We start from the raw sequence: 23,015 nt of genomic DNA, 5'->3' as shown, positions 1-23,015 counted from the left end.
CGTTAATGAAATCCTTGTGAACAAGCATGGCCTTATGATGACCAAGCCGGAGCGCGACGCGGGCACCCCCCTGGCCGGCCTCAAGGAGGCCGAACGGGCCTCGGGGAAGAAAGGCCTGCCGCCGGTCCATTTGTGGAATCCGCCCTTTTGCGGCGATATCGACATGCGCATCGCGCAGGACGGGCTGTGGTACTACATGAACTCGCCGATCGGCCGCAAACCCTTGATGAAGCTCTTCGCTTCGGTTCTGCGGCATGACGAGGACGGGAAATATTATCTCGTCACCCCTGTCGAAAAATGCGGCATCAGGGTCGATGACGCGCCCTTCCTCGCCATAAGGATGAGCGTCGAGGGCAAGGGCCGCGATCAGGCCATTACCTTCGAGACCAATACCGACGATCTTGTCACAATTGACGCTGCGCATCCCCTGCGGGTGGCCGTCGAGGAAGGAACCGAGGGTCTCAAGCCCTATGTGCTGGTGCGCGGGCGGCTTGAGGCGCTGGTCGCGCGCGCGCTCTTCTACGATCTGGTGGCGCTGGGGATGGTCGAGGGCGAATGGTTCGGCGTCTGGTCATCCGGCCGCTTCTGGCCGATGCAGCGCGCCGCCGAGATCGGCGCGGTCGCCTGATGGAGGAATTCCGGTTCGATGAGGCGGAGTTTCGAGCCCGCGCCGCCACGAGGCTCCTGCACGAGCCGCCGCAGGACGTGGCGCGCGGCGACGACGATCTCAATCCCGAGCTCAAGGCCATCGATCCGCTCAAGCCTCGCCGCGCCGCAGCCGTACTGGTGCCGATCGTTCTGCATGAGCCGGAACTCACCGTGCTCCTTACCCGGCGCACCGACCACTTGCCGAGCCATGGCGGGCAAGTTGCCTTTCCAGGCGGCAAGATCGAAGCGAAAGACGAGAATGCGCTCGCCGCCGCCCTGCGCGAGACGCGCGAGGAAACGGGGCTCGAGGCGAGCTATGTCGAGCCCGTCGGTTTCCTCGACGCCTATCTGACCAGGACCTCCTTTCAGGTCGTTCCGGTGGTGGCGCTGGTCAAGCCGGGCTTCGTGCTTTCCCCACATGAAGACGAGGTGGCAGATATCTTCGAGGTTCCTCTTCGTTTCCTGATGAGCCGGGAGAACCATGTGCGCCACAGCCGCGAATGGCAGGGGAAGGCCAGATATTTTTATGCCATGCCCTATAACGACAGGTATATCTGGGGCGCCACCGCCGGCATGATCATGAATCTGTTCGATCGTCTCTATCGCGCCCCATGACGAAACTGCCTTCGCTCAGCTCCGAGGCCTGGCTCAATGATCCAGCGCTCCGCCGCATCTTCGCGGCGCTCGCCGCGGCGGGGGGCGAGTCGCGCGTCGCCGGCGGAGCAGTGCGCAATGCACTGCTGCGTGAGCCGGTGAACGATATCGACATCGCGACCACGCTGCCGCCCGAACGCATCATCGTGGCCGGCGAGAAGGCGCGTCTCGGCGTGCATCCGACGGGCATCGCGCATGGCACCGTCACGCTGGTCTCCGGCGGCAAGCCCTTCGAGGTGACGACGTTGCGCATCGATGTCGAAACATACGGCCGCAAAGCGCGGGTCGCCTTCACCGACGACTGGGAGGCCGATGCCCGCCGGCGCGATTTCACGATGAATGCACTTTATTGCTCAGTCGACGGAGGGATCTACGATCCTGTTCAGGGATACAAGGACATTCTGGGCGGCAAGGTCAGGTTCGTCGGCGAGCCCGCGGCGCGCATCAAGGAGGACTATCTGCGCATCCTGCGTTTCTTCCGCTTTCATGCGCGCTATGGCCGCGGTGCGCCTGACCGCAAGGGGCTGGCCGCCTGCATCACATACAAGGCCAAGCTCAAGCAGCTGTCGAGCGAGCGTATCCGTCAGGAGCTGTTCAAGCTTCTGGAGGCGAAGCGGGCGAGCGACACGGTCAAGCTGATGGCGGCGCGCAACGTGCTGAAGGTCCTGTTCGCGCCGGCAGCCGATCTGATGCCGATTGTCCGCATGGCGAAGATCGACGCTGCGCAGGGGCTTGCGCCCGACGCGCTGCTGAGGCTCGCGCTCATCGCCAAGGCGCCGCACAGCTTGCGCGAGCGCCTGCGTCTCACCAATGCGGAGATGAAACGCCTCGAGGTTATCGGCAGTCATGTGACCCCGCATCCTAGCTTGCGCGACAAGGAGCGCCGCGCGGTGCTCTATCGCGTGGGGGCAGAGGCCTGGCGCGACATGGTGAGGCTCGCCTGGGCGCAATCGAAGCAGCGGCTCGGCGACAAGGCCTGGCGCGAGCTTCTGGCCTTCGCCGATCAGTGGACCATTCCGCGCTTCCCGCTGTCGGGACAGGATCTCCTGGCATGTGGCTTCAAATCGGGACCTGAGCTCGGCCAGGAACTGATCCGGCTCGAGGACTGGTGGATCGCGTCGGATTTCACCGAGAGCAAGGTTGCGCTGCTGCGCCGGCTGGAGACGCGAGCGTGACGATTGGCGAAGCCAACGGCCGACTGTCAGGCCGGAAGGACCGCCTCGACAAGACGGATACAGCCTTCGAGGCCATTGTCGACCGCTTCCTGGCTCTGACGCCGTTCCCAGTCGAGCCAGAGGCCGTCCAGCGTCGCCATAATGGTGTCGGTAAGGAGGGGAACCTCATCTACACTGCGGCCGCGCTCGGCCGCGATCGTCGACAGGATCAGCGCGAGGTGCTCCCGGTAGCGCTGGTAAAGGACAAGTTCCGTGTTTGAGATCTCTTCGTGAGAGAGCGCGGCTGACCAGAGATCGACACGGACACGGATATAGTCCTTCTTCAGGATGCTCGGCGTGAAGCCGGCGCGAAGGAAAGCCCGCAGCCGAGCCATCGAGGTCTCTGGCGCTTTGCCGAGATTCTCCATGGTCGCCTCGTACAGGGTACGTGAGGCGTATCTGTATGTCTCGACGAGGACCTCGTTCATGTCTTTGAAGTTATAGGTGATGTGGCCGAGCGATATGCCGGACGTCTCGGCGATCTTGCGGGCCGTGAGCTTGGCGTAGCCGAACTCCTGGAGGCACTTGAATGCCGCTTCGACGATTTCGGCGCGCCTGTCCTCTGCCGAAAGATAAGCGCGGGTTCCCCTTCTTTTCCTGACCAAGACTTTTCTTCCAGATGGGGCCAATTTCAAAGACATAGCTGGTCTATTGCCGAATTCAAACCGTTCCGTCGGGCCGTCCACAATCTGGCCGGCGAAAACCGTTGACAACGTGAATTGGTCGTTTGTACAACAAATAGTACATCTGTACAAAACTATCGACAATCACACTAACAAGTCTGGAAACGCAATATGAATAATGGGAACGGGGAGGCGTTTCGTCTCGCTTTGACGAGGCGATCAGCGCTCAAGGGAATGATGACGCTGGGCGCAGGAGTGGCGCTCGGAGGAGCGTTCGGATTTCCGGCGCTGGCGGCCGAGGAGGCGGTGAGGGGCGGTACGCTGACCATGGGTCTTGCGGGCGCCAACACGAGTGACAGCCTCGATCCGGGCCTCGCCTGGGACGACTTCATGATATCGTTGAGCTATGGGGGCCTGAGAAATAATCTGATCGAACTCGACCCTGACGGAAACCCGGTCGCTGAACTCGCGGAGAGCTGGGAATCCACGGCGGACTCCAAGACCTGGATCTTCCGTATCAGGAAGGGTGTCGAGTTCCACAACGGCAAGACGCTCGGCGTCGATGACGTGATCGCATCGATCAACCATCACCGCGGCGAGAAGACGACGTCGCTTGTGAAGAGCATCTTCTCGCAGATCGCAGACGTTACTGCCGACGGCACAGATGCCGTCAAAATCACGCTGCAGTCGGGCAACGCGGATCTCGCGGTTCTGCTGAGTGACTACCATGTCGCCATCATGCCGGCGAATGCCGACGGCACCGTCGACTGGGCGTCGGGTGTGGGTACCGGAGGCTACAAGCTCGAAAAGTTCGAGCCTGGCGTATCGGCGGCTGCAACACGTTTTGCCAATTACTGGAAGAGCGGCCGGGCCCATGTCGACGCAGTGGAGGTGTTGGCGATCAACGACGTCACCGCCCGCCAGAACGCCCTGGTCACCGGCCAGGTCAAGTGCATAAACCGCGTCGACCTCAAGACCATCAATCTGCTCAAGCGTCAGGGCAAGCTGAGGATCGACGAGGTGAAGGGCTACCAGCATGCCACTCTTCCGATGATCGTCGACGCGAAGCCATTCGGCGACGTCAACGTCCGGCGCGCTCTCAAATACGCCATTGATCGCCAGAAGTGGGTGGATATGCTGCTGAACGGACACGGCACCGTCGGTAACGATCATCCGATCCCGGCAAGCCAGAAGTATTTCGACGCCTCTCTTGAACAACGGACCTACGACTCGGATAAGGCGAAGGCCTATCTGAAGAAGGCCGGGATGGACAGTCTCAAGGTCGATCTCAGCGCTTCCGAAGCCGCATTCGCGACGGCCGTGGACGCGGCCGTGCTGTTCAGGGAAACCGCGGCGGCGGCGGGCATCGACATCAACGTCGTGCGCGAGCCGAACGATGGATATTGGTCGAACGTCTGGGCAAAGAAACCTTTCTGCACCACCTACTGGACGGGCCGCTCGACACCGGACGCGGTGTTCTCGATGATCTACGCCAGGGGCGCATCCTTCGGCGACACCCGGTGGGATAATGAGCGCTTCAACACGCTTCTCTTGGAAGCCCGTCCTGAAAAGGACGAGGCGAAGCGGAAGGAGATGTATGGCGAGATGCAGAGGGTCCTGAACGAGGACGGCGCAACGATCGTGCCGATGTTCATGAACTACGTCAACGCGATGGCCGAGAATGTGCGCACGCCGGAAAGGCAGAACGCCGACCTGCCGCTCGACGGCATGAAGGCGATCGAGCGCTGGTGGATCGCCTGAACCGACAGCGTAGCGCGCCCGGCGCGCTACGCTCATTTATCATGGAGATGAAAGATGCCCGAGATCGTGTGGCAGACCGCCGCCGATTGCGATCGGCGTGCGTTCCGAGACATGCTCGGTTCGTTCATGACGGGCGTGACCGCTGTCGCTGCCAGGGCCGCGGATGGATCGACTCGCGCATTTACGGCGAACTCGTTCACGTCGGTTTCCCTTGATCCACCGCTGATCCTGGTGTGCCTCGCCAAGGCGTCGTTGAGCTACGACGTCTTCTCGACGGTACCTGAGTTCAGCGTCAGCATTCTGGGCGACTGGCAGCGCGAGTTATCGAGCGTGTTCGCGACGCGAAGCGCGGCGAAGGAGGAGGCCCTGCGGTTGCTTGCCGTCGACGGCTCCCCCTATGTCAACGGGGCTCTCGCGGTGATGCTCTGCTCACGCCATGAGCTGATCGACGCGGGCGATCACGTCATTCTCCTGGGCAATGTGACCAAGTTCACCACGGGTGCCGGGCTGCCCTTGGGCTTCTTCAAGGGCGGATATGTCTCCTTTGGTCTCGTGGAGCGCCAGCTCGAGCGGTTGTCTTCTCCGCTTGTAGTTGGCGGACTGCTCGACGTCGACGGTCAGGTCCTGCTCTGCCGGCGGCCAGGTTCTCCTCACTGGGAGATACCCCGGAGGGCGGCCGCGCAGGGGGAGCCGCACAGCAAGCTGCTTGAAGACCTCTTCACCAGGCTCGGCGCCTCCGCTCAGTCGTCCTTCCTGTACTCCCTTTTCCAGGAATTGGGTGACCGCCACATGACCCTGATCTTCTCGATGGAGAGCGCCAGGGCCGACCTGCGGCAGGCCCCGGAGGAGGGAGTCGAGGTCGGTTACTTCGGCGAGGCCGACGAGCCCTGGAAGCTGGTGCGGGGCGCGATGAGCGAAGGCTTGCTCCAAAGGTTCTTCCGCGAGCGCGCCGCCGGCTGTTTTGGTCTCTACTACGACACGTCAGATGGTGGCCGCGTGTCACCGCTCGGCGGAAAGGCAATGCATTGGACCCAATGGCTTCCCGAACCGTCGGCCACGCCGACCTACTCCGCAACACGACAAGGATTCTGAAAAGATGCACTTCAACCATTTCCTGTCCAGTTATCTGCCCGACCCCGCCTACGGCGGTACCCGCCTTTACAAGGATATGGTCGAGCAGGCGGTGCAGGCCGACACATGCGGGTACCGCGGGATCTCGATTCCCGAGCACCATCTGATCAATATTCTGCTGGTGCCTTCGCCGCTGCAGATGGCCGTAAAGGTCGCTTCGGTGACGAAGTCGATCGAGATCGTCACGTCCATCGCTGTCCTGCCGATCCGCGACATGCGAGTCTTTGCGGGCGAGGTGGTGCAGGCCGCTATCCTCTGCGAGGAAAGGCTTGTGCTTGGCGTGGGCCGCGGAGCCTTCGCCTATGAGATCGAACGGCTGGGAGTGCCGATGACCGAGCTCAAGCGAAAATTCGCGGAATCGTTCGCTGTTCTGGAGGCGCTTCTCACCCGCGAGGACGTGTCCTGGGACGGCGAGTTCTACAAGTTCGAGCCAATCACCGTCATGCCGCGACCTGAACGGCCGGTCGAGCTCATGCTGGCCGTCATGGTGCCCGAAGGCATCTACCATACGGCGAAGAAGGGCTACCATGTGCAGACGACGCCGCTCGGCGCGTCCCACGAGGTTCTTCTGGAACAGACGAGAGCTTTCCACCGCGGCAAGGCCGAGGGAGACAAGAATGCCGCGAACCGCTTGTCGCTCCAGCGTGGTGTGTTCCTCGCGAAGAACGCGGCGGACGCCCGGGAAAAGCTCGAGCGTGCTCACGACTACTACAGCCGTTTCGATAATGTCTGGAGTGGGCCGGGAATCGTCGAGAAAGGGCTTATCAAGGCGATTCCGCGCAAACAGACGATAGAGGAACTGGGGCGCAGTCTGCTGATCTGTGAAGCCGGGGAGATGGTTGACCGACTCGGCACCTATGTGGAGGCCGGGATCGACGAGGTCATCATGACCTCCAACTTCGGCCAGAGTCAGTCCGACACGCTGGACATGATGGAGCGCTTCGCCGTGCAGGTGATGCCGCACTTCACGGACGCGCGCCGGAAATTCGTTGCTTAATCAAGACAAAGGGAAGTCGAATGCCAGTTATCAAGGTTGACATGTTCAAGGGGCGCACGGTCGAACAGAAGCGCCAGCTCGCGAAGGTCCTGACCGACGGGTATGTCCAGGTCTGTGGCGGCAAGCCCCAATCGGTCTGGATCATTTTCGAGGATACCGACAAGTCGAACTGGTCGATCGGCGGCGAACTCTGCTCCGATCTCTATCCCGACCAGCGGGCGCAACCGAGCAAGTGAGGCGCCGCCATGGGTAATGCGATTGATTGCGCCTATACCGTCGAGGGGAAGGGGCCCGCCCTGTTCTTCATCCACGGCATTGGCGCCCGAAAGACCGCCTGGAGCAAGCTGACCGAGCATTTGAAGGGCGACTTCACCTGCGTCGCCTACGACCTCCGCGGCCATGGCGAGTCGCCGTTGCCGGGGAGCCGGTTTGGCCTTGATGAGCTGGTCGATGATCTCGAGGCGCTGCGCGCGAAGCTCAGTATAGAAAAGGCGCATTTCGCTGGCCACTCGCTCGGTGGCATGATTGGTCCGGCCTACGCCCGGCGATACCCTGATCGTGTCCTGTCGCTCGGCCTCTATTCGACGGCCGCCTTCCGCACGGAGGACGACAGCGCCAAGGTCAAGGCGGTCGTCGCCGCGATGCGCGAGAAGGGTATCGGCCAGGTGCTCGACACTCTGACTGCACGCTGGTTCACCGACGAATTCGCGGCGGCGCGGCCAGACGTCATTGAATGGCGCAAGCGCCAGGTCATGGAGACCAATCCGGACGTCTTCCTCAATGTCTTCGACATCTACGCGGAGACGGAGATGGAGCCCTGGCTGCACGAAGTGACGGCGCCGTCCCTGGTGCTCACCGGCGAACTGGATGGAGGCTGTAATCCCCGCCTCAACAAACAGATCGCCGCGGCGCTCCCGGATTCGGAGCTGGTCATCCTCGACGGCCTCAAGCACGCGATCCTGATCGAGGCCACCGAGCGGGTCGCCCCGCCGGTCAAGGCCTTCCTCGAACGCATTGGATAACCCATCCGTATCGCGGCGCGCTTGCAGCGCGCCGCGTCCCGGCCGATAACATGAACACGATCGCCAAACTCATCGCGACGAGAATCGCCTCGGGCATCATCACCCTTTGGCTTGTCTCGCTGATCATTTTCCTGGGCGTGTCGGCGCTGCCGGGAGACATCGCAACCGAGATTCTCGGGCAGTCGGCAACACCCGAGACGATCGCCGCCTTCCGCGAGCGGCTCGGCCTCGACCTGCCCGTGGTGCAGCGCTATCTGGCGTGGCTGTCGAGCATCGCGCAGGGCGATCTTGGCGTTTCGCTCGCCAACAACCGACCGATAGCCGAGCTGGTCTCGCTGCGCCTTATGAACACGCTTTCGCTGGCGGCTCTCGCAGCGGCCATGTCGGTGCCTTTGGCGATCGTTTTGGGCATCGCTACGGCGCTGTTCCGGAACGGAAAATTCGACCGCGGTGCCAACCTGGCGGCGCTTACCTCGATTTCCTTCCCCGAGTTCTTCGTAGCCTACATCCTGATCCTGTTCTTCTCGGTGCAGTTGGGCTGGTTTCCGAGCCTCGCACGGGTCGACGTTACGTCGTTTCCTCAGTGGCTGCAAAGCATGTTCCTTCCGGCTCTGACGCTCACTCTGGTGGTCGTCGCCCATATGATGCGGATGACGCGAGCCGCGCTTCTCGGGGTGCTGTCCAGCCCGTACATCGAGATGGCGAAGCTCAAGGGGGCAGGCCGTCTCCGCATCATGACGCGCCATGCGCTGCCGAACGCGCTTGCGCCCATCATCAACGTAGTTCTCATAAACCTCGCCTACCTGATCGTCGGCGTGGTCGTTGTCGAAGTCGTCTTCGTCTATCCGGGCCTTGGCCAATTGATGGTCGACAGCGTGGCGAAGCGGGACATTCCGGTCGTGCAGGCATGCAGCCTGATCTTCGCGACGACTTACATCACGTTGAACATTCTCGCCGATGTGTTGGCCACAGTGACCAACCCGCGTCTGCTGCACCGTTGAGGAGCGTCGATGGAAGAACTTGGAATGTCATTCAAGGAGCCGGCGACGCGCGCAAGAAATGTCGCACAGGCCGCCGTCCAGCAGAATCGCAAGCTTCGGCGCTGGCTATCGGCTCTGTCAAAGGCGCCATGGAGCGCCAAGCTTGGACTTCTGGTGATCGCGCTCTACGTCTCGGTCGCCGTGTTCGCTCCGTTCCTGGCTCCATTCAAAGAAGGCCAGATCGTCGCCAGGGAGTTTGAGCCTTGGGGAGCGCAGTTCCTTCTCGGCACCGACAACCTCGGCCGCGACATGCTGAGCCGTCTGATCTATGGTGCGAGGAACACGATCGGAATCGCCTTCTTGTCCACGATCCTGGCTTTTCTGATCGGAGGCCTGCTGGGTCTCCTTTCCTCAGCGGCCGGCGGCTGGATCGACCACATCCTGTCTCGCTTTGTCGATGTCCTCATGGCCATTCCGCAACTGATCTTCGCCATGTTCCTGCTCACGATCTTCGGCATGTCCATTCCTCTTCTCATCGCGGTGATAGCCGCGCTCGACGCGACACGCGTCTATCGCCTGTCACGGGCGCTCGGCATGAACGTCGCGGTGATGGAATTCATCGAGGCCGCGAAGTTGCGTGGGGAACGGCGCTGGTGGATCATCCGCAGGGAAATCTTGCCGAACATCATGGCGCCTCTGGTCGCCGAGTTCGAGCTTCGCTTCTGCTTCGTGTTCCTGCTGATCAGCGCGCTCAGCTTCCTCGGTCTCGGCATCCAGCCGCCGAGCGCCGACTGGGGATCGATGGTGCGCGACAACGCAACCCTCATAACCTACGGCGACATCACGCCACTGCTTCCTGCGGCCGCGATCGCGATCCTGACGGTGGGCGTCAACTACGTCGTTGACTGGTTCCTCGACCTATCGAGCGGGCTTCGCAATGATCAGAAGTAACTTCGACAAGAAACGGCAAGCTGACAGTCCGTTGCTTGTCGTCGACGGCTTGCGCATAGAGGGCGAGAGCTCCGGCGAATGGCGCGAGATCGTCAGGGGAGTGAGCTTCACGCTCAACCGCGGCGAGGTCATCGGCCTCATCGGCGAATCGGGAGCCGGCAAATCGACGATCGGCCTCGCGGCTCTCGGCTATGCGAGGCCCGGATGCCGATTCAGCGGCGGGCGTGTTCTCTATGATGGCCAGGACCTGCTCACCATGCCGAGCGGACCACTACGTGCGCTCAGGGGCATCAAGATATCCTATGTGGCGCAGTCGGCGGCAGCTTTTTTCAATCCGGCGCACCGTCTGATTGATCAGTTCGTGGAAGTCTTCACATGCCACGGAAGCGTGAATCGCGAGGTGGCGAGGCGAAAGGCCGAGCAGCTGTATGAGCTTCTCGGCATGCCCGATCCCAAGTCCTTCGGGAACCGCTATCCACACCAGGTCTCCGGCGGCCAGCTCCAGCGCGCGATGATTGCGATGGCGATGGCGGGCGATCCCGACCTCGTCGTCTTCGACGAACCGACCACCGCACTCGACGTCACAACGCAGGTTGGCGTATTGCTCGCCATCCGCAATGCGGTGCGGGCGCTGGGCACCGCCGCCCTCTATATCACCCACGACCTTCCTGTGGTGGCGCAGATCGCCGACCGGATCATCGTGCTCAGGCATGGCGGCATGGTCGAGGAGGGCGAAACCAAGGCCATGATCTCCGGCGCGAAGGCGGACTACACCAGGCGTCTGCTCGCCGCCGATCCGGAACAACGCCCGGAACGCGAGGGGAAGCCGCCGATCCTGACGGTGAATTCGGTATCCGCCTTCTACGGCCGCAAGCAGATACTTCACGACGTTTCCATATCCGTGCCCTTGGGACGCACGACCGCGATCGTCGGTGAGTCGGGTTCGGGCAAATCCACGCTGGCACGTGCGATAACCGGGCTTCTCAAGTCGATGAACGGCGAAGTCGTCTTCGAAGGCGCGCTCCTGGCGAAACGCCTTGATATGCGAAAGCTCGATACGCTTCGTCGCATCCAACTCATTTACCAGTCGCCGGACACCGCGCTGAACCCCCGGCATACGGTAACCGAGATCATCGGCCGGCCGCTCCAGCTCTATCACAATCTGAAGGGCCCCGAAATTGGAGCACGTGTCGGCGATCTGCTCGAACAGGTGGAGCTGGCTCGCGACTTGGCTGATCGTTTCCCATCGGAACTGTCGGGGGGCCAGAAGCAACGGGTTTGCATCGCAAGGGCGCTCGCGGCCGAACCGGACCTTGTGATCTGCGACGAGATCACCTCCGGTCTGGATCCGCTCGTGGCGAAGGGCGTGTTAAACCTGCTCGCCCGCCTTCAGGAGCGATCGGGCACAACCTACATATTCATCACGCATGATCTGAAGATCGTGGCCGCGATGGCCGACCAGATCGTAGTGATGAAGAACGGCCGCATCGTCGAGGCCGGACGTCGCTCGGAGATCATGTCGCCCCCGTATGTCGACTACACCGAAACCCTCCTAAGCGCTGTTCCCCAGCTCGATGTCACCTGGCTCGATGGGCTTGTCGCGCGGCAAAAGCTGGACCGGACTGCGAATGTCCAATCAAATACGGCTGATGAATGCCTTTCGGCCCGGCGCCTGCAGTTAACGGGCTAAGGGCCCTGTCAGGTCTTGCGATGGCGGGGATATGCTGAAGCGAAATGGGCATTTTCTCGAATTTCGCTGTATCTACCCTGTATTTGCGTCAGGACCAGTTCGGGCGCGCGGGTTTCCCACTATCTCGGTGCTCCACCTTGGTGGGCGCTTGCGGGGGAAAACGCGCCGCACGCGGTCGAATCGGCGAAGTTGGGCTATGACACTCAGGAATCAGCCAATAAGAGGAGATCAGAATGGCCGACATCATCGTCATGAAAACCACCGGCAAGGCGGCGCCGAAGGTTGAGAAGGGGCAGGGCAGCGGACCTTCGCTGATCAAAGGGCCGTACAAGACCAAGACCTGGAACCACTTCAAGGGTGAGAAAGGCCGGCTCTATTCGGGTATCTGGGAATCGACGCCGGGCAAGGTGAAGGTCGCCTACAAGGAGTGGGAATTCTGCCACTTCATCGAAGGCAAGGCCGTTCTCACCAGCGACAAGGGCAAGAAGTGGACGCTCAAGGCGGGCGACGGCTTCATCATTCCGGCCGGCTTCAAGGGGACCTGGGAAACGGTCGAGAAAGTGCGCAAGCACTATGTGATCCTGATGCCCAAGTAAGGGCAATCGGGCGGTGCGTGCGCCGAAACAACAATATTTGTGAGGTGGCACCGGTCCCTGCAAGGACCGGTGCCACACAAATTTCTGTGTGGCCCTTACTGGACGGAATGGGACTTCCCCCTATATGTGACCCTGCGACATTCTGTCAGGAGGGGACCAGATGGCCGACGCCGCGAAGCCTAAACTTCAGCAGAAGACTGACGTTTCCGATGTCCTGACCACCGCCGTGCGGGCGCGCCAGGCTGAGAGCAAGGCGGCCAAGACCGAGGCCAGCGCCGATCCACGCTTCGCCAACATCGCGGCCAACAGCTTCTTCAAGGTGATGTTTGCCGAGAACACCAAGCCCGAGGCGAAGCGGGCGGAAGTCGCCAAGATTCTCACCTTCGAAGGCACGAAGGAGCAGAACCGCGAGCGCATCAAGGAATTCGAGCTGTTCAAGGAGTATCTCCAGAGCCAGCGCGAGGAAATGGCGCAGGAGATCATCCGGCTCACCGATACCGGTACCTTCGCGGAGCTGAAACAGGTCTATGACGATCTCAACAGCTCGTTGATCCAGTTCGACGAGAGAATGCAGCCGCTGACCGACATCATCGATGCGGTCTACACGCTGCGCACCAACGGGCTCACCCTCGACGCCTTCCAGGAGATCCTGCGCGACAGGAAGCGTGAGGAGGAGCTTCTGCGTCTCAAAGAGGAGAAGCAGCAGGAGTTCGGCCAGCTCAAATCGAAGGTCGAAGCCATCCATTCCGATATCGCGGCGCTGGGCGAGCAGCGCAGCTTCTTCGGCCTCGGGGGCGTCAAGGAGGAGGCGCGCATCGCGATCGCGCGCAAGAACGAAGAGCTGAAATGGGTCGTCGACTCGCTCGACACTCTTTCGGACGAGATCCATCAGCTGGACGAGCAGACGCCGACGGAGAGCGAGCTCGGTGAATATGTGGAGCAGAAGAAGAAGCTGCGCGAGCTTCTCGACATCAGCGCCGACGACCACAAGCAGCGCCAGAAGGATCTGGTCGATGCGGCGGTGAATTTCGTGACCACGGCGAAGACACGCGTCGGCTCGGTGCGCGAGCATCTGTCCAAGATGAACGATCAGGTCGAGAACCTGTTCGACGCCAACAATATGATGGGCACGGTCTATGCCATCATGAATGAAGGGATCAAGGAGGCGGCCGACGCTAATCTCAAGACCCGTGACACGCTGCAGCCACCCGCTCAGGGCACTGAGGACATGATCGCGCAGATGGCGCGAGAGCAGAAGAAGATGGCGGTGGAGCAGCACATCACCATGCTCGATGCCTCCGCCGCCGACACGATGGCGACCTATGCCGACCTGACCTCGGGCGCCATCCGCATCAAGACGATGAAGGACGCGGTCGACCAGCAGACGATCAAGGCGCGCGCCATGCACAGCCAGGGCATTTCGGGCGTCGCCGACCGCCTGAGCGTCGTGCTTCAGGCGGTCTCCTCGGCGGCACTCGGCGAAGCGTCGGCCATGGCCAAGGACACGCTGCAGCAGATGGCGGCCAACACCAACAAGGTGGCGCAGAAGGAAAGCATCCGCATCGCCATGGGCATCGAAGAGCAGAACAGCGATCTCTCCAAGGCGATCGACGATCTCGGCGCCTATGGTGAGGTGGTGCGCGCTGCCACCAGCATCACGCGCGAAGGCCTCACCGACATGCGCGCCAAGCTCGACGAACTGAAGAAGCTCGCCGAGGATGTGCAAGGCGACGTGCATGTTGCGATCGCGGTCCATGCCGATGTGGGGCGCCCGCAAAGGGTGGACGTCCAGTCTGATGTCTCAGGCGCCACGCCGTCACCCTTCAAGCTGGGCCAGCATTAGAGAAACGCGGGAGCAGGAGGGCGATGAGTTTTCTCACCCGAGGGGAAGACTATCTGGCCAAGGCGCCGAAATTCCGCCTGGTCGGACGCGCCAGCGAGCTCAAGAAGCTCTCCTCGATCCTGGTCCGCAACATGGCAAATTCCGTGTTGCTGGTGGGGCCGGGCGGGGTCGGCTGCACCGCCCTGTGCATGGGCCTGCAAGCCAGCAAGCACGATCCGGATGCGCCATTCGACATCGTCAACAAGCGCTTCTTCTGGCTCGACACCGATGCGCTGTTCTCCTCGGGCGACCCGGTCGTCATCCGGGATTCCTTCCAGCGGGTGATGGGCACGCTCGACCGCACTCCGGATTCCGTCCTGATCATCGAGGATACGCGCGACTTCATCGAGGCGGCGCGCAATATCGGCACGCTGCATTTCATCAACGCGCTCTGTCTCGCCATCAAGTCGAAGAAAACGCAAGTGATCCTCGAGGCGCGCGATGAAGATCTCGACATCATCCTGAAGAGCCATTCGGACTTGCGGGAGCTGTTCACGCTCGTCGACCTGGGGGAGCCCGAGGGCGACGCCTTGTTCGAGATCGTCTGCGAGCGGGCCGAGCATCTGAATGAATTTCACCGGATCAGGATCGCCGAGAGCGCCATCCGCACCGCCATCGAGCTCACCTCGAAATACCGCTCGCGTGATGCCGGCATGAGCCGGGCGCAGCCCGAGCGCAGCGTGTCACTGCTCGACCGGGCGCTCGCGACCTACAGGCTCGGCGCCCATCGCAAGGCGCATGGCCTCGCCGAGGCGGAAGCCGCCAGAAAGCTGGCCAAGAGCGCACAGCAGATCGCCGAAGCAGAGGCCGCGATGGCACAGGCGCAGGCGAGCTGGTCGGAAAGCCAGGAGAGGATCAAGTCGCTGTACAAGCGCCAGCGCGACGGTGAGATCGCCGTGCTCGAGCTCGAGGAGGAACTCGACAAACAGATGGCCTCCGAAGCGGAGGCACGGAAATTGCCCGAAAACCAGGTGAGCGAAATCACCGGCCGCATCGCCAAATTCGCCAGGCTCGCCACTGGCGCCGGGATCGAATCCGACGAGGTGCGGGGCCTGCGCGACCGCATCGGGAAGTTTCAGAGCGAGATCGCGACCAACCGCGCGGCCTTCGACGCCCTCACCAAGCAGCTGAACGACCATCTCGAGCTCTCGCGCGACATCGTGCTGCGCGAATTCAGCCAGATCTCCGGCATTTCGGTGAGCAAGCTCAACGAGGATGAGCGAGAGAAGCTGCGCAACCTCGAAGCCGAGCTCAAGAAGCGGATCTTCGGCCAGGACCATGTGGTGCGCGTGCTGTCCAATGCGGTCAAGACCGCCCGGGTGGGTCGGCGCAACGCGGATAAGCCGCAGGCCTCCTTCATGTTCCTGGGACCTTCGGGTGTCGGCAAGACCGAGATCGCCAAGGCGCTGGCCGCGAGCCTGCTCGACGACGAGAAGGCGCTCACCCGCTTCGACATGTCTGAATACATGGAGAAGCACGCCGTCTCGCGGCTCATCGGTGCGCCGCCCGGCTACGAAGGTTTCGAGGCGGGCGGCATCCTGACCAATGCCATGCGGAAGAACCCGCTGCGCATCCTGCTCTTCGATGAAATCGAGAAGGCGCATCCAGACGTCTTCAACGTCTTCCTGCAGATCCTGTCGGACGGGCGATTGACCGACAATGTCGGGCGCACCGTCTCCTTCTCCGACGCCATCATCGTCATGACGACGAATATCGGCCAGCCGCATTTCCTCGATCCGAAGCTCACCGCCAAGGAGGCGAATGCCGAGGCGATCCGGGAGATCGAGAAGACCTATCGCTCGGAATTCCTCAACCGCTTCGCCGGCCGCCAGAACATCATCTGCTTCAGCAAGCTGGATCTACCCTCCATCGAGAAGATCGTGCGGCGCGAGTTCGACAGCATCGACCGCACCTACACGCAGGAGGGCATCAAGGTCACGGTGCCCGAGGCCGACCTCAAGGCCTTCTGCAAGGATCACTACGACCCGGCGATCGGCGCGCGCGGCCTGCCGGGCTTCATCCAGGCGAATATCGAGCCGATCATCGTCAATATGATCCTGGAGAGCGATAAGCGCGGCGCGCTCGACCTGACCTACAATCCGAAGCACCGGGCCTTCGAGATCAAAGAGACATGAGCAACCTGCGCGACGAGGTTGAAGCACTTAAGAAGAAGCTCGAGGAACGGGCGGATGAGCGGGCAAAAGTGCACTCGCGCTCGTGGACGGGGCGTACGCAATACAATCTGACCGCATTGCATAGGTTTCTGTTCCAGTTCGTGCAGGCCGTGGGCTGGATCTATGCCCATATTGTGAGACCGGCCGCGCGTCTCCTGTTCAAGCCCGTCTCCTGGCTCTGGCATCTCTACCGGCTTCTGTGGGACAAGGCCGTCTATTACGAGGATGAGCGGCAGGAGCGGCAGTTCTCCAAGACACGTGGCGGCATCTTCCTCGCTTTGTCTGCGGTCTTCGCCTGGTACCTGTTCATTCCGGCGGTCGTCTTCCTCTTTCACGGCATCCTGTTCCTCACCACCGTCAAGCGGGGCGAAGTCGTCTATCTGACCAATTCGCAGGAAATCCTGCCGCATGAGAACGAGCATTCGGTGCAAGGCTGCCACGCGCTGCCCTGCACCGACCAGAACAGCATGTATTTCCGTATCCGGGCCAGCAATTTCAACGAAGTCTGGTCGTTGTTGAGCGGCCGTGGCCTGTTCTTCCCGGATTATGTCGCGGCTTCGGTGCCGGTGGCGGTCAGCCGCTGCACGATCACCTCCTATGGCCTGCGCATCAAGCTCCTGATGCGCGGCTTTGACATCTATCCCGATCTGCTCCAGACAGAGTGCTCTCCGCTCAACGAGCAGCCGTGAAGGTTCCTGACTACGCATGACTGAACGACGCGACTTTGCCGGCGCCGTCCTGATCACCGGCGCGGCGCGCCGGATCGGGCGGCGCATCGCCCTCGATCTCGCGCGCGACGGCTGGGCTGTCGCGATCCACTGCAATAGCTCGCTGGAGGATGCGACGACGCTCAAAGTTGGGATCGAGGCCGAGGGTGGCCGAAGCGCCATCGTCCAGGGCGATCTTGCCGAGGCGTCGGTGCCTGAGCGGCTGGTCGCCGAGGCGACGAAGGCGCTCGGACCCTTGACCTGCCTCGTCAACAACGCCTCACGCTTCGAGCCCGATGAGGCGGGGTCGGTGACGCTCGACAGCTGGGCGGCCCATCTCGATACCAATCTGAGGGCGCCGGTCTTCCTGTCGCAGCATTTCGCGGCTCAGCTGCCGACGGGCGCGCAAGGCAACATCATCAACATCATCGACCAGCGCGTCTGGAAGTTGACGCCCAAATTCTTCTCCTACACGGCAAGCAAATCGGCATTGTGGACGGTAACGAGAACGCTCGCACAGGCGCTCGCGCCCCGCATCCGCGTCAATGCCATAGGGCCCGGGCCGGCGCTTCCCAATGTGCGGATGGACGAGCAGGATTTCGCCAGGCAGGCGCGTCTCACGCTTCTGAAGCGCGGCACGTCGCCCGAGGAGATCTCCGCCGCCGTGAAATACATTCTGTCGGCGCCGGCGATGACCGGCCAGATGATCGTGCTCGACGGCGGCCAGCATCTCTTATGGCAGACCCGTGATGTCACCGAAGTGGAAGAATAGGCAATGAGCGACGAAGCCAAGATCACCCATCATGTGGCGAGCGGAAAAGCGCGACTGCGCCATGTCTTCGTCAAGGACCTGAAAGTGGACGCGCTGCTCGGCATCTATCCTGAAGAAAAGACCACGCCGCAGAAGATCGTGGTCAATATCGACCTTTCGGTGAAGGAGGGAGACGATCCCCTGAGCGACGACATCAAGAATGTCGTGAGCTATGAGATCGTGGTGCGCAAGGTGGAGGAGATCGTGGCGGCGGGCCATGTAGGCCTGGCGGAGACGCTGGCCGAGCTCATCGCCGCGGCCTGCCTGCGCGACAAGCGCGTAATGGCGGCCAGGGTCCGCATCGAGAAGCCGCATATCATCCCCAACGCCCGCAGCGTCGGCGTGGAGATCGAGAGGCTGCGGGATTAGAGCGCGCCTACAGCCCGCGGATGCGCGGGCGCCAGCGGGCGATGATGTCGCTCATCTCCTTCGCCTCGCCGGACGAGTTGGCGCTTCTGTAGACATCGACGGAGATCCCGCGCCCGCTGAGATTGGCGACGGCTCCCGCCATCACCGCATTGACGATAAAGGCGCCGGAGATCGTCGACGTCGAGCCCATGCGCTTGTCGGAATGGGGAATGCTGAGGCAGGCATCGCCATATGGCGCCTGATTGTCGATGACGAGGTCTGCGACATCGGCGAGCATCTTGCCGCTCTGATGGCGCGAAGTGACACGCGCCGCATGGTCGGCCGAGGTGATGGCGATCACCTTGGCGCCCTTCTCGCGGGCGTGCAGCGCCGCCTCGATCGGAAAGGCGTTGCGGCCCGAATTCGAGACGACGAACAGGACATCCTTCGGGCCGATCGGATAATCATCGAGCACGATCTCGGCGTAGCCCTCGAGCCGCTTCGAGGACGGTTGAGCGCTGGGCGCCCTGATGCAGCATGAGGGCAGGGTCGAGGATCGCCTGCACCGCCGCCGCCCCACCGGCGCGGTAAAAGACTTCCTCGGCGATCATATGGGAATGGCCGCTGCCGGTGACATAGACGAGTCCTCCTTGCGCCAACGCTTCCGCGACCCAGTCCTGGGCGCTCGCCAGGGCGCCGCGCTGCGTGGCGACAAGCTTCTTCAACATCCCCGTGATGTTGTCGCAATATTCGTCGATCAGCGTCGTCATCAAGTCACCCTGTTATTTCAGCAATATATTCATAGCGGTCGCCCCGGTACCAGCTCATGGCGTCCTCGAGCGCATTGCCTTGCACGCCATATCCGATGCGGTGGATCGCGAGCACCGCGGTGCCCGGTTTCACGCCCAGATGGCGGGCGATGTCTTCCGGCGCACCGGCGGCCTTGAGGCTCTGTAGGATGCGGCGAGGCCGTCCACCTCGCGCGTCCATGCGGGCATAAAGCGAGCCGGTGCCGTCGAAATCGGCGCCTACGGCCTGGACGGGGAAGATGGAGCGGTCATAGCCCATCACTTCGCCATCCGCCTGGCGCAAGCGTGTCAGCATCATCACTTCGGTGCCGAGCGGCAGACCGGTGCGAAAGGAAATCTCGGGCGGCACCGGCATCACCTTGCAGCCGAGGATTTGAGAGGAGGGCTTGAGGCCGCGGCTCAGCATGTCGTCGGTGAAGCCCGTAAGCCGGGTGATGGGCTTCAGGATGCGCTGGGCGACGAAGGTGCCGGCACCCGGCCGGGTCGCCACATAGCCGTCCTTAGCCAGCTGTTCCAGACCCTGGCGCAAGGTCGAGCGCGAGACGCCGAGGTCGGCCGCGAAGTCACGCTCCGCCGGCAGAGGCTGCCCGGGCCCCAGGGTGCGATCCTCGATCGCCGAGGTCATCGCCATCACGAGGCGGACGCCCAAGGGGCCCGTCAGGCGGTCCATACGGCGGCGGATTTCGTGGGTTTCAGTCATCGGCACCTAAGTGAGATTCGGGGGCCACCTTAATCTGGCCGGCTGGGCAAGACAACACTGGTATGAATTTGGCGTGCATGCAGGAGGTGTTATGATGAGATGTATTTCTAACCTAATGTAATTTTGTGATGGTAGTAAAATCAATATTTTAAGTCCAGATTCAATTTTCGAGATTATTTATGGATAAGGCGTCGCACCCACTGGACGGTTATCCAACAGTCCGATACCATGCCAAAAACATACCAAAATGGAGGTCGTGATGCCGCTCAGGACAAACGTGTTGACGCGCCGTGCTTTCTCTCTCCTGGCCCTGAGTGCGGCGGCCTGGGGCAGCGCGTCACTCCCGTCGGCGGCGGCACCTACCGAGGTGCGCATCACCCATTCCATGACGGGTGGCGCGCAGAAGGAAGTCTTCGACGCCATTGTCGCCGCCTTCGAAGCGGCGCATCCCGACATCAAGATCAAACAGATCGTCTATGACGACGATCTCTATTCCGACACCGGCCTCATCACCCAGCTCAAGAGCTCCTCGCCGCCCGAGATCTATTTCCAATGGGCGGGCGCTCCCATCCAGCGCGACGCGCGCGAGGGCTTCGCCATGGATCTCTCAGAGGCGCTCGGCACGGACGGCTGGAAGGACAGCTTCATCGCGCCCGCCTTCTCGCAGCAGATGGGCGTGCTCAGTGACGGCAAGCCCTATCTGGTGCCCATCACGCTCGATGTCACCAATGTCATCTGGTACAACAAGCAGATCTTCAAGGACGCCGGCGTAACGCCGCCCGCGAACTGGGCCGAGCTCATCGATCTCACCAAGAAGCTCGCCGGCGCCAATCAGACGCCTTTCGTCATCGGCAACCAGGAACTCTGGCCGCTCGGCAACTGGGCATCCCATATTGCCTCGCGCGTCGTGCCGCCCGGTGACTATGAAGCGGCCTTCCGGCTCGAGAAGCCCTTCAACACGCCCGATTTCGAGAAGGCGCTGATGCTCATCGACGAAATCCGCCAGGCCGGCGGCTTCAACAAGGATATCGCCGGTCTCGGCGCCGATCCGGCCATGAGCACCTTCTTCCAGGGCGCTGCCGCCATGCATCCGATCGGTTCGTGGCTCGTCTCCTCGGCGGCGGAACTCGCCGAGAAGGACTTCGACTATGACGAGTTCAACACGCCGCTCATCGACCCGGCGCATCCCCTGAAGGATAGCGTCATCGGCACGCTCACCGGCTTCGCGGTGAGCCCCAAGAGCCAGAATCCGCAGCAGGCGATTACCTTCCTGCGCTTCTTCACCAGTCCCGAGAACCAGGTCAAATGGGCGGAAGCCGGCAGCTTCAGCCCGGTGAAGGGCGCAATGGAGAAGGCCAAGCTCGATCCCAAGACAAAGGCGATGGCCGATCTTCTCAACAGCGCCAGCTCGCTGGTGCCGCCGCCCGACACGACCTATCCGGTCGAAGTCGCGGAGGCTTATTACCAGGCCGCCGCCTATGTGGCGGGCGGCGAGAAATCGCCCAAGGACGCGCTTGTCTGGCTCGACGACCGCGTCAAGTCCATGCGCAAGCCGTGACGATGACGGTCGGCGCAGCGAAAGTTTCGAATTCTGCAGGTGCGACAGGAGCGATAAGGGCCGGTGCGACGGGGTTGATCTTCGTCGCGCCGGCGCTTGTCCTTTATGCCGCCTTCGTGATCTGGCCGCTCGCGTCTTCAGTCTATTTTTCGATGACCGACTGGGACGGCATCAGCCAGGCCCGCTGGATCGGTTTCGCCAATTTCGAGCGTGCTTTCGCCGACAAGATTCACCTCGCCTCCTATCTGCATGTCACGCTCTACATACTGGGCACTCTCGTCTTCGAAGTGAGTTTCGGCCTCTTCATGGCGGTGCTGCTCAACAGCGACAGGCCCGGTTTCGCGCTACTCAGGGCGCTGTTCTTCTCACCCGTGGTGCTGTCGATGTCGGCGGCGGGCGTGCTGTGGACCTTCGTCTTCGACTATCGCACCGGCATCATCAATGCATCGCTGAAAGGACTGGGACTCGCCGACTGGGCACAGCCGTGGCTGTCACAGCCGGCTACCGCGCTCCTCTGTGTCATGCTGGTGTCGGGATGGAAGTTCGCCGGCCTCTATATGATCCTGTTCTTCGCGGCGCTCCGGCGCATTCCGCGTCATCTTTATGAAGCGGCGCGGCTCGAGGGGGCGGGCGGTATCTGGTGCTTCTTCAACATCACGCTGCCGCTCCTCAAGCAGAATGTGCTGGTGGCGGTCCTGCTCGCCGTCACGGGCGGCTTCGCCGGCTTCGATCTGTTTTTCACCATGACCAACGGCCAGCCCTATAATTCGACGGAAGTGCCGGCGACCTGGATCATGAAACAGGCCTTCGACAATGATCAGCTGGGCTATGGCATCGCGCTCACTGTGATCCTCACCAGCGTCGTCTGCCTCATCTCGCTCATCTATCTGCGCTATGCCGAGCGAAGCCATGTCGTCGAATATTGACGTAAAGCCCAGAACGCCGGGCGAATGGCTGCAATTCGGGGCCGGATCGGTCATCGTCGCGGTGATGTGCTTCCCGGCGGTGTGGATGGTGTACTCCGCCTTCAAGTCGAACCGCGAAATCTTCCGATCGCCCTTCGGCCTGCCGGCGGAATGGCGCTGGGAGAATTTCGGCAAGGCGTGGATCGAGGGCGGGCTCGGCTCGCTGTTTCTCAACACCATCATCGTCACCGGCGTCGGCGTGGCGCTGTCGGTCCTCTTCGCCAGCATGGCCGCCTATGCCTTCACCAGACTCGAATTCCCGGGCCGTCGGCTCCTGTCGCGCCTGTTCCTCGTTGGTCTTCTCCTGCCGCCCCCCGCCGTCGCCATCGCGCTCTTCACGCAACTGAGCGCGCTCGGCCTCATCAATACCTTGTGGGCGCTCATTCTCACCAATGGCGCCTGGACGATCGCGCTTACGACCTATCTGCTCGGCGGCTACTTCCGCTCGCTCAAGCGCGAGATGGAGGAGGCGGCCTTGCTGGAAGGCGCCAATCGCTTCCAGGTCTTCTGGTATGTCGTGATGCCACTGGTGAAGCCGGCGATGATCACCGTCGCCATCCTCAATGCCATCAATATCTGGAACGAGCTGCTCTTCGCGCTGCTCTTCATCAGCGACGACGACAAACGCACGCTGCCCGCCGGCATTGTGCGATTCTCGGGCTACCACAGCACCGACTACAGCCTGATCTTCGCGGCGCTGACCATCACCACCATACCGATCATGATCTTCTATTTCATCTGTCAACGCCATGTCATGCGCGGCCTCACTGCCGCGGTCGCCGAATAGCGGAGCT

General features: G+C 61.9%; 24 protein-coding genes. 20 read left to right on the top strand and 4 right to left on the bottom strand.

Annotated features, from left to right (window positions below):
* Positions 1-70: 70 nt before the first annotated feature.
* Genes G5V57_RS01355 through G5V57_RS01345 form a run of 3 tightly spaced genes read left to right on the top strand, consistent with a single transcriptional unit; the run spans position 71 to position 2,477 of the window.
* The gene (locus G5V57_RS01355; RefSeq protein ID WP_371744850.1) at positions 71-628 is read left to right on the top strand and encodes a DUF1285 domain-containing protein; all 558 of its coding nucleotides are present in this window, start codon (positions 71-73) and stop codon (positions 626-628) included.
* Positions 628-1,263 carry a CoA pyrophosphatase gene (locus tag G5V57_RS01350; RefSeq protein ID WP_165165847.1) on the top strand — a complete coding sequence of 212 codons (636 nt, stop codon included), beginning with the start codon at positions 628-630 and terminating at the stop codon, positions 1,261-1,263. The genes G5V57_RS01355 and G5V57_RS01350 overlap by 1 nt, the downstream gene beginning before the upstream one ends.
* Entirely contained in the window at positions 1,260-2,477 is a 1,218-nt protein-coding gene (locus tag G5V57_RS01345) for a CCA tRNA nucleotidyltransferase (protein WP_165165846.1), read from the top strand. Before G5V57_RS01350 ends, G5V57_RS01345 begins: the two co-directional genes overlap by 4 nt.
* 26 nt (positions 2,478-2,503) lie before the next feature.
* Here G5V57_RS01345 and G5V57_RS01340 read toward each other — a convergent pair whose 3' ends face one another.
* Positions 2,504-3,121, bottom strand: a complete 618-nt coding sequence (locus tag G5V57_RS01340; RefSeq protein ID WP_165165845.1) for a TetR/AcrR family transcriptional regulator — start codon at positions 3,119-3,121, stop codon at positions 2,504-2,506.
* Between the two features lie 189 nt (positions 3,122-3,310).
* Here G5V57_RS01340 and G5V57_RS01335 point away from each other — a divergent pair, with 189 nt between their 5' ends.
* The 14 genes from G5V57_RS01335 (at position 3,311) to folB (ending at position 18,210) form a co-directional block, all read left to right on the top strand.
* Positions 3,311-4,900, top strand: a complete 1,590-nt coding sequence (locus G5V57_RS01335) for an ABC transporter substrate-binding protein (RefSeq protein WP_165165844.1) — start codon at positions 3,311-3,313, stop codon at positions 4,898-4,900.
* 54 nt (positions 4,901-4,954) lie between these two features.
* A complete protein-coding gene (locus tag G5V57_RS01330; protein WP_165165843.1) occupies positions 4,955-5,992 on the top strand; it encodes a flavin reductase family protein in 1,038 nt (345 codons plus the stop codon).
* Positions 5,993-5,996: 4 nt separating this feature from the next.
* Positions 5,997-7,028: an LLM class flavin-dependent oxidoreductase gene (locus G5V57_RS01325; RefSeq protein WP_165165842.1), complete on the top strand. Its 1,032-nt coding sequence runs from the start codon at positions 5,997-5,999 to the stop codon at positions 7,026-7,028.
* Entirely contained in the window at positions 7,016-7,264 is a 249-nt protein-coding gene (locus tag G5V57_RS01320) for a 4-oxalocrotonate tautomerase family protein (protein ID WP_371744849.1), read from the top strand. Before G5V57_RS01325 ends, G5V57_RS01320 begins: the two co-directional genes overlap by 13 nt.
* Positions 7,265-7,273: 9 nt before the next feature.
* The gene (locus G5V57_RS01315; protein WP_165165840.1) at positions 7,274-8,050 is read left to right on the top strand and encodes an alpha/beta fold hydrolase; all 777 of its coding nucleotides are present in this window, start codon (positions 7,274-7,276) and stop codon (positions 8,048-8,050) included.
* A 50-nt stretch (positions 8,051-8,100) separates the two neighbouring features.
* Positions 8,101-9,051 carry an ABC transporter permease gene (locus G5V57_RS01310; protein WP_165165839.1) on the top strand — a complete coding sequence of 317 codons (951 nt, stop codon included), beginning with the start codon at positions 8,101-8,103 and terminating at the stop codon, positions 9,049-9,051.
* Between the two features lie 9 nt (positions 9,052-9,060).
* Positions 9,061-9,981 (top strand): ABC transporter permease, encoded by a 921-nt coding sequence (locus tag G5V57_RS01305; protein WP_246737482.1) that lies wholly within the window; start codon positions 9,061-9,063, stop codon positions 9,979-9,981.
* A complete protein-coding gene (locus tag G5V57_RS01300; RefSeq protein ID WP_165165838.1) occupies positions 9,968-11,671 on the top strand; it encodes an ABC transporter ATP-binding protein in 1,704 nt (567 codons plus the stop codon). Before G5V57_RS01305 ends, G5V57_RS01300 begins: the two co-directional genes overlap by 14 nt.
* A 233-nt stretch (positions 11,672-11,904) precedes the next feature.
* Positions 11,905-12,267, top strand: a complete 363-nt coding sequence (locus tag G5V57_RS01295) for a cupin domain-containing protein (RefSeq protein WP_165165837.1) — start codon at positions 11,905-11,907, stop codon at positions 12,265-12,267.
* Between the two features lie 160 nt (positions 12,268-12,427).
* Positions 12,428-14,110, top strand: a complete 1,683-nt coding sequence (locus tag G5V57_RS01290; protein WP_165165836.1) for a hypothetical protein — start codon at positions 12,428-12,430, stop codon at positions 14,108-14,110.
* A gap of 23 nt (positions 14,111-14,133) precedes the next feature.
* Entirely contained in the window at positions 14,134-16,284 is a 2,151-nt protein-coding gene (locus tag G5V57_RS01285) for an AAA family ATPase (protein WP_165165835.1), read from the top strand.
* Positions 16,281-17,012: a hypothetical protein gene (locus G5V57_RS01280; protein ID WP_165165834.1), complete on the top strand. Its 732-nt coding sequence runs from the start codon at positions 16,281-16,283 to the stop codon at positions 17,010-17,012. Before G5V57_RS01285 ends, G5V57_RS01280 begins: the two co-directional genes overlap by 4 nt.
* Positions 17,013-17,028: 16 nt before the next feature.
* Positions 17,029-17,802, top strand: a complete 774-nt coding sequence (locus G5V57_RS01275; protein ID WP_165165833.1) for an SDR family oxidoreductase — start codon at positions 17,029-17,031, stop codon at positions 17,800-17,802.
* Positions 17,803-17,805: 3 nt separating this feature from the next.
* Positions 17,806-18,210: a dihydroneopterin aldolase gene (folB, locus tag G5V57_RS01270; RefSeq protein WP_165165832.1), complete on the top strand. Its 405-nt coding sequence runs from the start codon at positions 17,806-17,808 to the stop codon at positions 18,208-18,210.
* Positions 18,211-18,217: 7 nt separating this feature from the next.
* On the opposite strand, the gene G5V57_RS34740 is transcribed toward folB, so the two are convergent.
* From G5V57_RS34740 to G5V57_RS01255, 3 genes are read right to left on the bottom strand one after another with little or no spacing between them, the layout of a single operon-like run.
* Positions 18,218-18,664 carry a sugar isomerase domain-containing protein gene (locus G5V57_RS34740; RefSeq protein WP_165165831.1) on the bottom strand — a complete coding sequence of 149 codons (447 nt, stop codon included), beginning with the start codon at positions 18,662-18,664 and terminating at the stop codon, positions 18,218-18,220.
* Positions 18,654-18,959, bottom strand: coding sequence for an SIS domain-containing protein (locus G5V57_RS34735; RefSeq protein ID WP_165165830.1), 306 nt, complete (start codon positions 18,957-18,959; stop codon positions 18,654-18,656). The genes G5V57_RS34740 and G5V57_RS34735 overlap by 11 nt, the downstream gene beginning before the upstream one ends.
* Positions 18,960-18,963: 4 nt before the next feature.
* Positions 18,964-19,698, bottom strand: a complete 735-nt coding sequence (locus G5V57_RS01255) for a GntR family transcriptional regulator (protein ID WP_165165829.1) — start codon at positions 19,696-19,698, stop codon at positions 18,964-18,966.
* Between the two features lie 259 nt (positions 19,699-19,957).
* On the opposite strand from G5V57_RS01255, the gene G5V57_RS01250 reads away from it, so the two are divergent.
* From G5V57_RS01250 to G5V57_RS01240, 3 genes are read left to right on the top strand one after another with little or no spacing between them, the layout of a single operon-like run.
* Entirely contained in the window at positions 19,958-21,256 is a 1,299-nt protein-coding gene (locus G5V57_RS01250) for an ABC transporter substrate-binding protein (RefSeq protein ID WP_165165828.1), read from the top strand.
* 2 nt (positions 21,257-21,258) lie between these two features.
* Complete coding sequence (locus tag G5V57_RS01245) at positions 21,259-22,182, top strand: carbohydrate ABC transporter permease (RefSeq protein ID WP_246737761.1); 924 nt, start codon at positions 21,259-21,261, stop codon at positions 22,180-22,182.
* A complete protein-coding gene (locus G5V57_RS01240) occupies positions 22,166-23,008 on the top strand; it encodes a carbohydrate ABC transporter permease (protein ID WP_165165826.1) in 843 nt (280 codons plus the stop codon). The genes G5V57_RS01245 and G5V57_RS01240 overlap by 17 nt, the downstream gene beginning before the upstream one ends.
* Positions 23,009-23,015: the final 7 nt, after the last annotated feature.

It is taken from the genome of Nordella sp. HKS 07, from assembly GCF_011046735.1.
In the GTDB taxonomy this organism is placed as follows: Bacteria; Pseudomonadota; Alphaproteobacteria; order Rhizobiales; family Aestuariivirgaceae; genus Taklimakanibacter.
The sequence above is the reverse complement of the archived record's forward strand: the minus strand, read 5'-3'. Positions and strand labels throughout refer to the sequence as shown.